This is a genomic window from Coprococcus sp. HCN-4056, from assembly GCF_037892645.1.
Taxonomy (GTDB): domain Bacteria; phylum Bacillota; class Clostridia; order Lachnospirales; family Lachnospiraceae; genus Coprococcus; species Coprococcus ammoniilyticus.
In genome coordinates this window covers 438,276-453,863 of record NZ_JBBKBL010000001.1, presented here as the reverse complement: position 1 = coordinate 453,863, position 15,588 = coordinate 438,276, and the positions used below count along the sequence as shown (strand labels likewise).

Sequence of the window (15,588 nt, the reverse complement as noted above, 5' to 3'; positions counted from 1 at the left end):
AACAATATAATATAAGATTTTCACCCATAAATCAATCGTCTGGCCTTTTTATTCGACAAAAAACAACATCAACATGCCAGCCATAAGACTACCTTCTGATAATCTTATTTTTAACATATTGATGTTGCTTTTATATGTCCTCTATTCGATTATTTATTACTTATTCTTCACCCAGATATTTGTCGATGCTGACCAGCTTTACGCAAAGAACAAAGATCTTTGAAGCTGCTTCCATCTCCTCAACAGATGGGAAGGATGGTGCGATACGGATATTGCTGTCTTTTGGATCTTTACCATATGGATATGTTGCACCTGCGCCTGTCAGAACAACTCCTGCATCCTTACACATTGCTACGATCTTCTTTGCACAGCCCTCTAATGCATCAAATGAAATGAAATATCCACCAACCGGTCTAACCCATGAACCGATCTCAAGTCCTGCAAGCTCCTTATCGAATTCATTCAGAACTGCTTCAAACTTTGGTCTTAAGATATCTGCATGCTTCTCCATATGAGCCTTCATGCCATCGATATTCTTGAAGAATCTTGTATGACGAAGCTGGTTGATCTTATCATGTCCGATTGTCTGAACGGTAAGCTGCTTCTTGATAAATTCAACATTTCTTGGAGATGTTGCAATTGCTGCTACACCGGAGCCAGGGAATGTGATCTTGGAAGTAGAACCAAACATGTATACCATATCCGGATTTCCGGCTTTCTCACACTCATCTATAATATTTAAGATCTCTGCCTGCTTGTCCTTATATAAATGATGGATGCAGTATGCGTTATCCCAGAAGATTCTGAAGTCTTCTGCTGCAGGCTTCAATGCTGCAAAGCGTCTTACAACTTCATCTGAATAAACAATTCCGGTCGGATTTGAATACTTTGGTACACACCAGATTCCCTTTACCGCAGGATCGTTATTTACATATTTCTCTACGAGATCCATGTCCGGACCATCCTCTAATAAAGGAATATTGATCATTTCGATTCCGAAGAATTCTGTAATCTTGAAATGTCTGTCATATCCCGGTACAGGACAAAGGAACTTCACCTTGTCCAGCTTACACCATGGAGTAGAACCATTTACACCATGTGTCATGGAACGTGATACTGTATCATACATTACATTTAAGCTGGAGTTACCATATACGATGATATTCTCCTTCTTAACTTCCATCATATCTGCCATAAGCTGACGGCACTCACCGATACCATCCAGATCACCATAGTTTCTGGTATCGTTTCCTAACAAAGTTCTCATATCCGAAGAACTATTGATCTCATCCAACATTCCCATCGACAATGCAAGCTGTGAGAATCCAGGCTTACCTCTTGCCATGTTCAGACTCAGACCTTTTGCCTGTTCTTCCTTATACTCCTCCAAAAGAGCGGCTTTTAAAGTCAATAATTCATCTTTACTCATATCTTTGTATTTCTTCATTCTACATACCTGTGCCTTTCACTTATTCTATTCCGGTTAAATCAGTTATGTCCTGTAAAATTCCTATTAGCTATTTTAAAACATTTTTCAAAAAAGGCAAGCCTATAATTGAAAGTTCTTGTCTATTTCGTTTCAAATATCAACTATTTTATTGAATTTTCTTTATTTTATTCTGTTTTTTCTGCAAAAATCGTATTTTTCTCCATTATTTTCATGTATGACTTGTTTTCATTAAGTAATATGCAAACAAAATAACACCGGTCAGACTCTCTCTCCAACCGGTGCCATCTTATATGTATTTACGAATTGATACTTTTACAAGCTTTCATCTTAGTATATGGAACTAAAATCCAGATACCACTTTCCAGCTCGCTTATATACATACATTGTGATATCTTCTTCGACATCATCATCTTTGCCTTTTACCTTAATGGTAGCTTCTACACGTGCAACCTGGCTGACCTTGATATCGTATTCATCTTCATAATCTTCCTGTTTATCTTCCAGCTTGCTGCCCTTTAACTTCTTAATCTTCTTGAACTTAACCTTGATACTCTTTACTTTACCAACCTGATTCTCCAGAGCCTCGCCTGAATATTCCATAACGTCGTCTAACTGTTCGATCATATCTTCTTTGTCGATATCATTTTCATCCTTAATATATTTAATGATTTTCTTATCGATCAGCTTATACATCTTCTTACCGCTCTGCTTTTCTACTGCATTTACATAAGCCTTAATAACTGCCTTTGGACTCTGTTTGCCGTGGCTGGCAATTCCACCGATAATGTTAAAGATCAGAATCAATGCAACAACTGCTGCCGCCGCAATAATAACGATCTTCTTATTATTCACAATCGCATTCTTTACTTTATCAAATCCGCTGCCTGCCGGCTTATTACCCTGTGGCTGCTGTCCATACTGTCCACCATATGCCTGCTGGTTTGGATCATAATACTGCTGTCCGCCGTATGCCTGCTGGTTCGGATTATAATACTGCTGTCCGCCGTATGCCTGCTGGTTCGGATCATAATACTGCTGTCCGCCGTATGCCTGCTGGTTCGGATCATAATACTGCTGTCCGCCATATGCCTGCTGGTTCGGATCATAATACTGCTGTCCGCCGTATGCCTGCTGATTTGGATTCATATTCTGAGCTGCTCCATCCGGCTGTCCGGCATTCATGCCATTTTGCTGATTTCCATTCATATTCTCGTCCATGTTACTCTCCTTTATAATTCAGACTAAATTTCATCTGACAGCCTCATCTGCCAGATAGCCCATCGATAACACAATATATTCATTATCGACAAAATTTATTCTACCATCTAAAATCTCAACAGACAATATATTTCTAAAATTTTTGCTAAGGAAATGCCACACTTGTATATGCTCCAACCCCAAAATTCAGATACAACATTTCTGCTCTGTCTGGATTTCCACGAAAAAAAAGAGATAACATAACTGCTATCTCTCTTTTCTTCGGCAATCTCCTACCAGTCATTCAGGCTCTCCATCTTGTCGAGCTGGTTCTGGATCAGTGAAACTACCATATCTCTTATCTCATAGGTCTTCATATCTGCAAATGTCTCATATGGGATCGGTGGCAGAAAATGAAGCTGTGTAATAACCTTTCGGAAAGATTTTCCTTCGAATGGTTTAAATGAATCATATAATACAACCGGCACGATCGGGCATTTTGCCTTCTGTGCGATCTTGAAGCTTCCCGGCAGGAAACCTCTCAGAGAATTATGGTTATGGTCATATCCGCCTTCCGGGAAAAGAATATATCGTCTTCCCGCTTTGATCTCTGTCGCAACGTCATTAATTACCTGAACCTGCTGCCTGAGATCGGTTTTATCCAGACGCTTTGCCTTTAACAGCTCACACAACTGCGTGACGATAAACAAATGTGATCGCTTCGCATCCATTACATATGTGCATGGCTTTTCATGTACGCTTATAACACCAAGTGCATCGTACTTGCCCTGATGATTTGCAAACATGATATATCCGCCTTCCGTCGGCAGATTCTCCATGCCGGATGCAACCGTCTCGATACGCCCTCTTTTCTTTACATGCTCGATCATAACCTGTGCCATTCTGTAGCATGTCTCCTCATCATATTTCTCACCATGTCTGGCATAATATGACATCTTCGGAACATAATACAAAATCAGAAAAAAACAGGAAATGATCACTATAAAAAATCTAACCATCTACCTAAATCCCCTGAATTTACAACTCTCTGTCCAAAAGTACTGCAATATCCAACAACTGTTTTTTTGATCCGGTGCGATCCGCACCGGATCCGGCCATTTATAAATCTCTACCCGTTACCTTTAATCGCATTAACGCTCTGGAAAGAGATGCTTCTGTCTGTTTGTACTCTTTCAGACTTTCCTTCTGTCTCAAACGCTCTTTCGCACGTTCAAGTGCCTGTTCAGCACGGACTCTGTCGATATCCTCCGGATGCTCTGCAGAATCCACCAGCATCGTTACACGGTTATTTACGATCTGGGCAAACCCTTCCCCGACAACACCAAGGATCTTCTTTCCATCCGGTGTATCAATTCGGATCTCCCCGATACTGGTTGCAATGATCATATTCTCATGGTGAGGAAGGACTGCCATCTCACCATCTTCCAAAGGCAATACAAACTTCGTAACCTTATCATCAAAAAATACTTTATTACTTGATATGACTCTCAGGTAAAATGTATTCATGTCTGTCTGCCTCCTTTATCCTACTGTCCCTTTGCGGCTTTTTCTTTGACTTCTTCGATTCCGCCTACGTTAAAGAATGCCCACTCAGGATATTCATCCATCTCACCGTCTAAGATAGCCTTAAAGCCCTTTACTGTTTCTTTAAGAGGTACATATTTTCCCGGAACACCTGTAAAGTTCTCTGCTACATGGAATGGCTGTGATAAGAACTTCTGCACCTTACGTGCTCTTGTAACCGTAATCTTATCTTCCTCTGATAATTCTTCCATACCAAGAATTGCGATGATATCCTGTAATTCTCTGTATTTCTGAAGAATCTCCTGTACGCCTCTGGCTACATTATAATGTTCTTCACCGACAACGTCCACCTCCAGAATACGGGAATTGGATTCCAGAGGATCAACAGCAGGATAGATACCCTGTTCTACGATCTTTCTGGAAAGAACGGTTGTCGCATCCAGATGCGCAAATGTAGTTGCCGGAGCCGGGTCTGTTAAGTCATCGGCAGGCACATAAACTGCCTGTACGGATGTAACGGATCCTGACTTTGTAGAAGCGATTCGCTCCTGCAACTCACCAAGCTCATTTGCCAGAGTTGGCTGATAACCAACTGCGGATGGCATACGTCCAAGCAGGGAAGAAACCTCTGATCCTGCCTGTACAAAACGAAAGATATTATCTATAAATAATAACACATCCTGATGATTTACGTCACGGAAATATTCTGCCATCGTAAGTCCTGTTTCCGCAACACGCATTCTTGCTCCAGGTGGCTCGTTCATCTGTCCAAACACTAAGGCTGTCTTGGACAATACCCCTGACTCTTTCATCTCTGTCCAGAGGTCATTACCCTCTCTGGAACGCTCACCGACACCGGTGAAGATAGAATATCCGCCATGCTCTGTTGCTACATTCTGGATCAGCTCCTGGATCAGAACGGTCTTACCTACACCGGCACCACCGAACAGACCGATCTTACCACCTTTGGCATATGGGGCAAGAAGATCGATAACCTTGATACCTGTTTCGAGAATCTCAACAACAGGGCTCTGATCCTCAAATGACGGAGGATCTCTGTGGATGACCCAGTGCTCTGTATCTGCCAGATTCGGTCCACCGTCCAGAGTGTCACCGGTTACATTAAATAATCTGCCAAGGGTATCTGTACCAACCGGAACCTTGATTCCTGATCCTGTCGGAACAACCTCCATATCTCTGGATAAGCCCTCGCTTGCTGCCAGCATGATGCATCTGACGGTATTATTTCCGATGTGCTGTGCAGCTTCCATTATGCATTTCTTTCCATGATTATCAACTTCCAGAGCATCCTTGATGTTTGGTAAATCATTATCCGGAAATTCTACGTCTACAACAGGTCCCATGACCTGTACTATTTTACCGTTTTTCAAAACATCAGACCTCCTATTTCTTATTCTGCAGAGCCTTCGCACCACCAACTACCTCGGTGATCTCCTGCGTGATCGCAGCCTGTCTGGCTCTGTTGTATTTAATACTGAGATCAGCTAACATATCTTTCGCACTTCTGGTTGCAGAATCCATTGCCATCATTCGGGAATTCTGTTCACTACAGAAGGATTCAACCAGTGCTCCATATATGAAACCTGTAATATAATTCGGAACAATTCGATCCATGACCGCTCTCGGAGAAGGTTCAATGATGATCTCCTCATGATAGACATCCGCCTGCGAGATTTTGAAATCCATCTTTCTGAACGGAAGAAGCTGGATCATCTCCGGCTCTGCCGTTACACTGTTTATCATCTTCGTATAGATGATATAGACTTCATCGATCTTACCGCTTTCGTAATTCTCCAGCATCTTATCCGCAATAACCCTCGCTCTGTGAAGACTTGGGTTCTGGGCTGTATACTGGAAATGGATATCAACCGGCACATTCTTCCTTGCAAAATAATGTCTTCCCACCTGTCCGACAACGTATAATTCGCTGTCCGGGTGATTTGCCAGTTCTTCTTCTGCGATCTTAATGATATTATGGTTATATGCACCTGCCATGCCCTTATCGGCTGTAACTACAATATAACCTCTTTTCGGATTTTCCTTCTTTTCATCGTCTTCATTTTCGAAATAAAGATGATCCATATCAGGAAGATGTCGTAACAGTCGTGCCAGAGAAACCTGTAAAGTATAGAAATACGGTTCCGTATTCTCCAGATCCTTCTTCGCTTTTTTCAGTTTGGAAGAAGAGATCATGTACATGGCATTTGTGATCTTCATTGTATCCTTAATGCTTTTTATTCTGTTTTGGATTTCTTTGGTACTTGCCAATTACTCCACCCTCTTCATAAACTCTTTTCCTGCTTCAAGAATATGCTCTTTCAGATCATCTGTCAGAACCTTTCCTTCTTCAATCTCTTTGATAACATCCGGTTCTGCATCCTTGAAATATGCAAGCATATCCATCTGTGTCTGCTTTACTTTCTTGATATCTACATTTAAGAACAGCTTATTTGTTGCTGCAACCAGTGTAATAACCTGCTCTGCCATACTAAGCGGATGACATAACGGCTGCTTTAACAGCTCCATCAGTCCCTTACCATAAGTAAGCTGCTCCTTTGTATTCTCATCCAGATCGGAACTGAACTGGGTGAATACTTCCATCTCACGGAACTGTGCAAGATCGATACGGACGGTACCGGTTGCTTTCTTCATAGCCTTGGTCTGCGCTGCACCACCGACACGGGATACGGACAATCCTACATTTACCGCAGGACGCATACCTGAGAAGAACAGATCACTCTCAAGGAAGATCTGACCATCCGTGATGGAGATAACATTTGTTGGGATGTATGCAGATACATCACCTGCCTGTGTCTCTATAATAGGAAGGGCTGTGATCGAACCACCGCCTAATGAATCCTTTAACTTACTGGAACGCTCAAGCAGTCTGGAATGCAGATAGAATACATCACCGGGATATGCCTCACGTCCAGGGGAACGTCCAAGTAACAAGGACAGTGTTCTGTATGCTACTGCATGCTTTGACAGATCATCGTATACGATGAGCACGTCTTTTCCCTTATGCATAAAATATTCTGCCATCGATGTTCCTGCATATGGTGCTATATACTGAAGCGGTGCAGGATCACTGGCTGTTGATGCTACAATGATCGTATAGTCCATTGCATCATTCTTCTCAAGTGTGGAAACAATCTTTGCAACGGTGGATGCTTTCTGACCGATCGCTACATAGATGCAGACAACATCCTTTCCACGCTGGTTGATGATCGTATCAAGTGCGATCGAAGTCTTACCGGTCTGACGATCACCGATGATCAGCTCACGCTGTCCTTTACCGATTGGGAACATGGAATCGATCGACAGAATACCGGTCTGAAGTGGTTCATTGACCGACTGTCTGTCTGCGATACTTGGTGCTTCCTGCTCAACCGGCATATAATCTGCCTCTTTGATCGCTCCCTTACCATCAATTGGTGCACCCAATGCATTGATGATTCTTCCAAGGAATTCTTCACCTACCGGTACGCCGGCTCTCTTACCTGTTCTGGTAACCTTTGTACCTTCTTTTATTCCGGTATCTTTTCCGAACAGGATACATCCGATCTCGGTTCTTCTGATATCCTGTACCATACCCTTGATACCATTTTCAAATACTACAATCTCACCATACATGGCATTATCAATACCATATATCGTTACTATTCCATCTCCTACCCAGATGACAGTTCCTACTTCTTTGTCCCGGGTGTCGAAGTCAAAATTCTCTATCTCACTTTTCAGTATGGAGATAATATCTCCTGAACTTATTGAACTCAAATCTTATCACCTCGTAACCAATCTTTGTGTAAGCCGCTTACATCTGCCTGCCAGACTCCAGTCATATTCCTTATTTCCGACCTTAATAATAAAGCCGCCGATCAGACTGTCTTTCTTCTCCAATGTCAGTTCCACATCTGAGGTCTTATATTCCTTTTTCAGAAAATCTTCAATCCCCTTCTTCTGTGTCTCCGTTGGAGGTGTCACATAATAAAGGGTTGCAAGAAGGACATCTGCCTTCTTCTTTATAAGAACTCTGTATTCCCTGCATATCTCAAAGAACTGATCAAAATCAGAATTGTTGCAAAGTACCTTTAAGAATTTTACCGTAGTCTTTGAACCGTCGAATATCTTATCGATAACTTCTGACTTTTTTTCTCTGCTGACAACCGGACACGTAAGTGCCTCCTGTAATTCAGGATTCTCCCTGACAACTGCTTCCATATCTGAAAGCTCAGCCGCATCAATATTCAGCTCGCACAAAACTTCAGCATAATTAATTGCTTTCTGTGTCATGGGCCTCACCTGCTTTTTCTATAAACTCATCATATAGTGACTGATTTTTCGCGTCATTTGAGTCTTCACCCAGAATCTTAGCCGCTGCCGACATTGCAAGCTCTGCAACCTGAGATTCCATATCGCTCAAAGCCTTTTCACGCTGTACTTCTATAGTTTTTTCCGCATCCTTGATCATACGGTTTGATTTCTCGCCTGCATCTGCCACAATCCTGTTATATTCATTCTGTGCAGCCTGTCTGGATTTATCCCGCATGGTATCACATTCATCCTGAACACCTGCGAGAGTATCTTCATATTGCTGCTTCAGTTTCATGGCATCATCCTTCGTCTGATTGGCATTCGCGATCGAGGATTTGATCATCTCTTCACGTTCTGCCATGATCTTATTGATCGGACCGATCAGGAATTTCTTTAACAGAAGAAACAAAACTATAATATTAATTATGGTTATGGCTATGGACGAGACACTTAAATTTATCATTTAATGACCTCCTGCCTTTCTGTCTGTTTTCGTTATCCGACAATTACGATTCCTTCATATCTATTATGATATAGTGCCGCAATCATCATATTCTTATAAATATTATTTCAGAAGAAGAATGATCAAAAGACCAATTACCAGACCGTAAACGGCTGTTGCCTCTGCAAGTGCTCCACCGATGATCAGAAGCTTTGTGATCTTACTGTCTGCTTCCGGCTGTCTTGCTACTGCTTCTACTGCCTTTGATGTTGCGATTCCAAGTCCGATACCTGCACCAATACCTGTTAATACTGCTATAGCAGCTCCAATTGCGATTACTGTGTTCATAATTATTATCTCCTTTTCATTTTCCTTATGTTAATCTTAGTCTTCTCCCAATCCTTCCTGCATGTAGAGTGCAGTTAAGAATGTGAATACAAATGCCTGAAGTAAGCCATCAAAGATATCAAAATAAAGGCTTAACGGAATAGGCACAATGGCAGGCGCTACCGCCTCAATTAATTTCATTACAACAAATGCACCTAAAACATTGCCGAACAATCGCATACATAACGACAATGGTTTTATTACAAGCTCCATTACATTTATAGGTGCTACTATTGCTACCGGCTCTGCAAAGCTCTTAAGCCATCCTTTCGGTCCCCTGCTTCTAATACAGACAACCTGAACCATGACTATACTCATGATCGCCAGTGCTGCTGTTACGTTCAGATCCTTGGTTGGTGGTTTAAATCCAAATATACCTGCGATATTTGCCATTCCGATATACAAAATGACAGTGATCAGATACGGTATATATGCCTTACCTTTTTCTCCCAAAACGTCACTAAACAGATTATTAAATGTCGTAATGATCGACTCCAGAGCAAGCTGTTTCTTTCCCGGATTTTCAACTTTCAGATTCCGGACAAGTATAACGGACAACAGAACAAGTACCGCCATAATGATCCATGTTACCACGATTGATTCCGAGATCGGGATTCCACCAAAAATTGGAATGGTAAAGAGAGTCTCGCAATTCAGCTCCTCTGTTAACTTTTCTGCAAGGTCACCCGTAGGTCTTCACTTCCTCTCATGTAATTTTTTCAAAGGGCATACTAACTGTTAAGGATATTTATTACTTCTCTTGCATCACTCTCGGAAAATCCTTTTACTGTATTCTCCGTATTGATCCAGTAATCAGCAAGTCCAACTCTGTCCCAGTCTGAATCCATGTCATCTAAGATCACCAGCCTGTCCACATCGTGTTGGTCTACATAGTCCTTAACCTCAAAGCACCGTCCATAATCCTCATACTTGCCGGATATATGTTCCTGCGGCGGAGTTACATCGGATATAACGAGACCTTCCTCCTTAAGCTTCAGGATCAGCTCCTGTGCTCTCTCGTCACATACCGGATCTTTCATAACCTCTTTCCGCCAGTTAAAGATCGCTACCAGCTTCGCATCTGTTGCCTTTACAACATCTGCAAGGTTTTTTACATTTTTTCTGTCAACGGTTTCACCCGGATTGTTACAGATGAATTTGTTTGAATTTAACACACCGTCAATGTCGAAAAAAATGGCTTTCATTTGAATTTCCTCCTGCATTCTTCCATGTGCTTCCAGTTGTCCTTTAAACAACAACGTATTATAGCACACCATTTTTTATTTTTCACCTTTTATTAATTTATTAATAAAAAATATATTTCTAAACTTTTTATAAAAAAATCATAACTAATTCTACTCTGTAAAGTAAAATAGCCCCATCCTTTTCAGGCTTTCTTCTGTTTTTTACGTTGTCTATAAAACAGAAGAAAACTCTTACCGGAGAATGGGGCTTTATTTCTGAATATCTATGTTCTATTCAGCCCCACCTGTAATGATCCATGGTGCCGGCTGAGCAACAAATACATTTTCTTTATTTGTTTTGGATACGTTGATCTGTAACGCTTCCATATTCTGAATACCGAATTTGTCAAAAATCAGCTTGGTCTCTGCAAGGATACCAAGATCTAATGTGTAGATAACAAACTGCATCTGCGGATTGATCGCAAGCAGACGTTCAATATCAGATTCCAGATAATGATTCGCAACGATAAATGCAAGTCTTGGTACCGGAATCTTACTTAAGGATTCTTCGCTCATATCCGGAATGATCTGCACGTTATGAACTCCAAACTTCTCAACATTTTCCTCCATAGATCTTCTGGAACCACTGTCCGGCTCTACTGCAATGATCTGACCTTCGCTCGCTGTGATCGCAGCTTCGATAACGATACTCTCTGCCATCAGAGCAAGAATCGTGTCATGAGTATCTACACCGAGAATACTCATGATAACCGCGCGGATCTCATTGCATACATAATGAACCGATCCCTTTGTAAACAAATCATTCTTCATACCGTACCGTACGGATTCTCTGGTCTTCTCGTTTACGATAAATATAACCGTCGGTTCGGATATCTTCTTATTAATAACATTCTTGAGCTTTGCATTTGTAAGTTCACTTCCCGGCTCTGTTCCTTCGCCGATCCAGATATCATATTCGCCAAATCCCGCTTCCCATAATGTATAGAAGAGATCTTCATGACTGGCATCAGTATAGATCAGAACCCGCTTATGTGTATCAATCGTTGGCACGACATTTTTCTGTCTGCCGCAGATATTAAGCATCTTTATCTTCTCCGGGCTGACATCCATCTTATTTGCAAAGAAGCCAAGCCAGTTCAACATGCCTGAATTACTGAACGTATTTTTCATTGTTTTCTACCCCACTTTTCTATCGTATTTTCCAATCAGATAACCTTCTCCAATCGGATTGTCGTTTTCTAAAACAGTCTTTATAATTATACAATTTTTCTCGTTAACTGTAAATTCTTTTGTGCGTTTTTCACACATCTATCCACGAAGTGTTTCATCAATTCCGAGTGCGATCGCATTCACGATATCTTCAAACCGGTAATCAAACAGATAATTATCCTTATCACTGTCAATAAATCCGGTCTCGATCAGAATTGCCGGCATCGTTGTCCGGCGCAGAACAGCCAGATTCTTCCGTTCCTCAACTCCCAGATTCTCAAATCCGATCTTTGCAAGCTCTGCATCCACATTTTCTGCCATTTCATATGCAATCCCTGATGTATTATAAACCAAGGTTTCCACTCCGTTATATTTGTTCGGATACGGTGCAGCATTCCTGTGCAGGGAAATAAAATAATCCGCACCGCTCTCATTTCCGATCTGTGCTTTTCTTGTCGGCGAATCATAGACATCTGTCGTTCTCGTAAATTCCACGTCATAACCAAGCTCTGACAACGCATCACCGAGTGCCAAAGCCAAATTCAGGTTGTCATTCTTCTCCGTTCTTCCATTATAAGATGCCCCATTGTCAAATCCACCATGTCCGGCATCGATCATTATTTTTATAGCCATAAAAAACCTGCATACTCTGTTTGCTACAGTATATGCAGGTTCTCTGTTATATGTACTTAATTTTCACGACTTCAGTATGCCTGTCTCACATACTGCATACATTTTTATATGAAAGGATTGATCTTAAGCCAGCACTTTCTTGATGGCTGCAAGCAGCTCATCATATGTCTCATAAGCCGGAAGATCAGGATTGTCTGCTTTGATCTGATCGGTACTCTTAAAGAGGAATCCGGCCTTGCTTGCACGGATCATTCCAAGATCGTTGTGGCTGTCACCACTTGCGATTGTATCATAACCGATAGACTGAAGTGCTTTTACGGTTGTGTATTTGGATTTCTCACAACGCATCTTAAAGCCTGTGATCTCTCCACTTTCTGCTACCTCTAATGAATTACAGAAAATTGTCGGCCAGCCAAGCTTCTTCATAAGCGGGCTTGCAAACTGTGTAAATGTATCACTGATAATGATAACCTGTGTCATAGAACGAAGCTCATCTAAGAATTCCTTTGCACCGGGAATCGGATCGATCTTTGCGATCGTTTCCTGAATCTCTTTTAAGCCAAGTCCATGTTCTTTTAATATACCAAGACGCCAGTTCATTAATTTATCGTAATCCGGCTCATCTCTTGTTGTTCTCTTTAACTCCGGGATACCGCTTGCCTCTGCAAATGCGATCCAAATCTCCGGTACTAATACACCTTCCAAATCCAAACATACAATGTCCATTTCGGGTTCCTCCTGTTATCTACATTCTCGCTTCATTATAATATACCACCTGCCATTCTGCAATACCCTTGGGCTAACAGAATAGCTGGGGTGGGTTATGAATGGGCTATCCGTATTTATATAAAAGATCCGTTTCGTTCCCTGTGAACTACATATGCCTAATTCGCTCATGCTTCTGTGCAAACTCGCCCTACGGGCTCAGACATGCACCCGCATTCGCTGGCAATATGTAGCTCCCTACGGAAACTCCACTATATATCTTTTATATAAATACGGATAGCCCATCTACAACCCACCCCAGCTATTCTTTCCACTTATGTACATTTCTCTCCCTCTGCCTTGTATCTGCTACAGATACAAGGTGATGTCTATATATCAGAAATGTTGCACAGAGAATCCTTCCTATATCAAAAGCTTTGCTCCGTTATCGTTATAAGATACATATGGCTGACGTCAGGGCTGCGCCGGGCATTGCAATAACATTGTGAGGATTTCGTTATGAGGTTTGCACTAGCTGTCAGCACAAAGCCCTTGTCTGAGTCCGTAAGGACGAGTTTGGGCGACTGCTGACAAATAAGCGTGCGAACCGAATAGAAACCCGGAACTCGTTATTGCAATGCCCGGTGTAGCCCTGACGTCAGCCATATGTATCGAAGATGGATCAGAAGAATAAAATCTTGTGGCCCTGGTCGATCTGGTAGTAGGAGATTTTGTGCTGTCTGGCAAATTCCTTCTCTGTTTCCATCTCGCCATGGAGATTGGAGCGAAGCATCCACGACAGCAACAGACCTGCCGCAAACAGTCCGCCACAGACAATGCCCTGTATGATCGGTAACAATTTAAATCCTGTAAGTAAAATATTTATCGAATCCATGTCTTATCCTGCCTTTCTTTTACATAATCAGTCGTTGTTGAAGATGCAAGTCGTTCTTTGTCGTGCTTATACCTGTTGTATTTACTGAGATTTCTGGTAAAAAGTCCCGCCGCCAGCATAAAAAGGAATACAATGATCGACCCTCCATATTCATGGAAAAAGCCATACCCTTTTGCAATGCCCTGATTGATTTCATAAAATACAACCGCTCCGATCGTGCAGCATACAACTCCGGTCATCACCGCATCCGAAATAAAACTCCTTTTATTCACCGGAATATTGCCAACAACCTTTCCGGTCTGTCCATTGACCAATATCGTATAAAGCTCATGCCTATACCAGAAGGTCATGAACCATGCGGGCAGGAGCGCATACTCAATCTTATCCACACTGTACTGTTCAATGCTCTTCTCAATGTAAGTCGTTCCTGTATCTTCTATCATTGCTTTATCCATAGCATCACTTATCCTCTGATGGATGTCCGGCGCAGCCTCTCTGGACGGCACATCATACCGATCTGCATAGAATCCGGACAGATACGATGGATCAAATGGCTTTAATGCTTCCATATGATATGGTTCCAGACGACTGGATAGCCGATCATCTAATTTTCTGGATGCATCAAAGGTAACCTGTTCAAAATTTCCATATGCATCTGCAAACATATCTGTCTTCTCATTTATACCTACAGAGACACTTCTCGTTTCCGCATCATATTTCTGATTCTGAAATGATCCCGGATACAATCCCATCTTCTTCGATGACTGCAGCATCGTATAAAAGGATTGGTTTCTGTTCATTCCGGCATTAAAGATATTTTCCGGTTCTTTCTTCTCAGCTTCATTACTCGTTACCAGATGCAGATTTGCTTTTTTCCGCATATATACTGTATACAGCCAATATGGAATATAGATTCCACGGATCTTGTCAACCTTCGGATGCTTGATCTCTCTTGGCACATATCTGCCTGTACCGAATTTCTCTTTGATCGCATCCACTGCCTGCTGTTCCGTTATGGAAAATGGAATGATATAATCCGGCCATACTTCCTTCGATTCACGGTCAAATATAACCGTCGGCTGTCCACAAAACGAACAAAAAGTTGCCCGCTCATTTCCATGGATCATAATCTGTGCTCCGCAGGAAGTACAGCGGAATATCTGAACCGACATCAGTCGTTCTCCCTGCATCTCTCTCCGGTCACCTGTATAAGCAGTGTCTTGTGCCTGCTGTTCTGATTTTTCTGATATATCTTCTGCTTCCGTCTGTTTTGATGCAGCCGATATATCTTCCGGTCTGTTATTCCGCATCTCAAATGCCAACAGATCCGCATTCCAGTCAGGATTGATCTGGATTTCCTTCTCTCCATGCCACTTCTGATCTTTATCAAGACCAAACCACAGATTATCAAATGATCGTTTTCCGTCTTCTTTTTCCTCTGTATCCGGATCTACTTCCTTTAACTTCATATGGAATCTGCGTTCACTTGTTTGACCACATTGTGTACATTTCATTTTTCCGAGATCCGGATCATATACCAGCGCACCCCCACATGCCTCACACTTATAGATCATATGTTTCTCCC

The 15,588-nt window shown here is 41.9% G+C and carries 16 protein-coding genes and 1 pseudogene; all 17 read right to left on the bottom strand.

The features are described 5' to 3' along the window. Window positions 1-160: 160 nt before the first annotated feature. Window positions 161-1,447 carry an aminotransferase class I/II-fold pyridoxal phosphate-dependent enzyme gene (locus tag WKT03_RS01910; RefSeq protein WP_117808522.1) on the bottom strand — a complete coding sequence of 429 codons (1,287 nt, stop codon included), beginning with the start codon at window positions 1,445-1,447 and terminating at the stop codon, window positions 161-163. A 330-nt stretch (window positions 1,448-1,777) separates the two neighbouring features. Then, window positions 1,778-2,668, bottom strand: coding sequence for a hypothetical protein (locus tag WKT03_RS01905; RefSeq protein WP_340390833.1), 891 nt, complete (start codon window positions 2,666-2,668; stop codon window positions 1,778-1,780). A gap of 272 nt (window positions 2,669-2,940) precedes the next feature. Continuing rightward, entirely contained in the window at window positions 2,941-3,666 is a 726-nt protein-coding gene (locus WKT03_RS01900; protein ID WP_118675556.1) for a lysophospholipid acyltransferase family protein, read from the bottom strand. Between the two features lie 100 nt (window positions 3,667-3,766). Next, window positions 3,767-4,174, bottom strand: coding sequence for an ATP synthase F1 subunit epsilon (gene atpC / locus WKT03_RS01895; RefSeq protein WP_117784657.1), 408 nt, complete (start codon window positions 4,172-4,174; stop codon window positions 3,767-3,769). 20 nt (window positions 4,175-4,194) lie between these two features. Then, window positions 4,195-5,583, bottom strand: coding sequence for a F0F1 ATP synthase subunit beta (gene atpD / locus WKT03_RS01890; RefSeq protein WP_044944676.1), 1,389 nt, complete (start codon window positions 5,581-5,583; stop codon window positions 4,195-4,197). Window positions 5,584-5,596: 13 nt separating this feature from the next. Next, window positions 5,597-6,481, bottom strand: a complete 885-nt coding sequence (gene atpG, locus WKT03_RS01885; protein ID WP_021944440.1) for an ATP synthase F1 subunit gamma — start codon at window positions 6,479-6,481, stop codon at window positions 5,597-5,599. Next, entirely contained in the window at window positions 6,482-7,990 is a 1,509-nt protein-coding gene (atpA, locus tag WKT03_RS01880; RefSeq protein ID WP_008400508.1) for a F0F1 ATP synthase subunit alpha, read from the bottom strand. A gap of 6 nt (window positions 7,991-7,996) precedes the next feature. Further along, window positions 7,997-8,506 (bottom strand): ATP synthase F1 subunit delta, encoded by a 510-nt coding sequence (gene atpH / locus WKT03_RS01875; RefSeq protein WP_021944441.1) that lies wholly within the window; start codon window positions 8,504-8,506, stop codon window positions 7,997-7,999. Beyond that, a complete protein-coding gene (gene atpF, locus WKT03_RS01870; protein WP_008400510.1) occupies window positions 8,487-8,990 on the bottom strand; it encodes a F0F1 ATP synthase subunit B in 504 nt (167 codons plus the stop codon). Before atpF ends, atpH begins: the two co-directional genes overlap by 20 nt. Before the next feature lie 102 nt (window positions 8,991-9,092). Beyond that, on the bottom strand, window positions 9,093-9,317 hold the full coding sequence (gene atpE, locus WKT03_RS01865) for an ATP synthase F0 subunit C (protein ID WP_008400511.1): 225 nt from the start codon (window positions 9,315-9,317) through the stop codon (window positions 9,093-9,095). 36 nt (window positions 9,318-9,353) lie between these two features. Next, window positions 9,354-10,037, bottom strand: a pseudogene (locus WKT03_RS01860) (F0F1 ATP synthase subunit A); the annotation flags it as partial. Window positions 10,038-10,087: 50 nt separating this feature from the next. Beyond that, entirely contained in the window at window positions 10,088-10,561 is a 474-nt protein-coding gene (locus WKT03_RS01855) for an HAD domain-containing protein (RefSeq protein ID WP_044944682.1), read from the bottom strand. A 270-nt stretch (window positions 10,562-10,831) separates the two neighbouring features. After that, window positions 10,832-11,731 (bottom strand): hypothetical protein, encoded by a 900-nt coding sequence (locus tag WKT03_RS01850; protein WP_008400514.1) that lies wholly within the window; start codon window positions 11,729-11,731, stop codon window positions 10,832-10,834. A 138-nt stretch (window positions 11,732-11,869) separates the two neighbouring features. Continuing rightward, window positions 11,870-12,403, bottom strand: a complete 534-nt coding sequence (locus WKT03_RS01845; RefSeq protein ID WP_021944445.1) for an N-acetylmuramoyl-L-alanine amidase family protein — start codon at window positions 12,401-12,403, stop codon at window positions 11,870-11,872. Between the two features lie 123 nt (window positions 12,404-12,526). Beyond that, complete coding sequence (gene thrH / locus WKT03_RS01840) at window positions 12,527-13,129, bottom strand: bifunctional phosphoserine phosphatase/homoserine phosphotransferase ThrH (RefSeq protein ID WP_021944446.1); 603 nt, start codon at window positions 13,127-13,129, stop codon at window positions 12,527-12,529. Between the two features lie 661 nt (window positions 13,130-13,790). Next, the gene (locus tag WKT03_RS01835; protein ID WP_021944447.1) at window positions 13,791-14,003 is read right to left on the bottom strand and encodes a hypothetical protein; all 213 of its coding nucleotides are present in this window, start codon (window positions 14,001-14,003) and stop codon (window positions 13,791-13,793) included. After that, window positions 13,991-15,577 (bottom strand): hypothetical protein, encoded by a 1,587-nt coding sequence (locus WKT03_RS01830; RefSeq protein WP_340390832.1) that lies wholly within the window; start codon window positions 15,575-15,577, stop codon window positions 13,991-13,993. The genes WKT03_RS01835 and WKT03_RS01830 overlap by 13 nt, the downstream gene beginning before the upstream one ends. Between the last annotated feature and the right edge of the window lie 11 nt (window positions 15,578-15,588).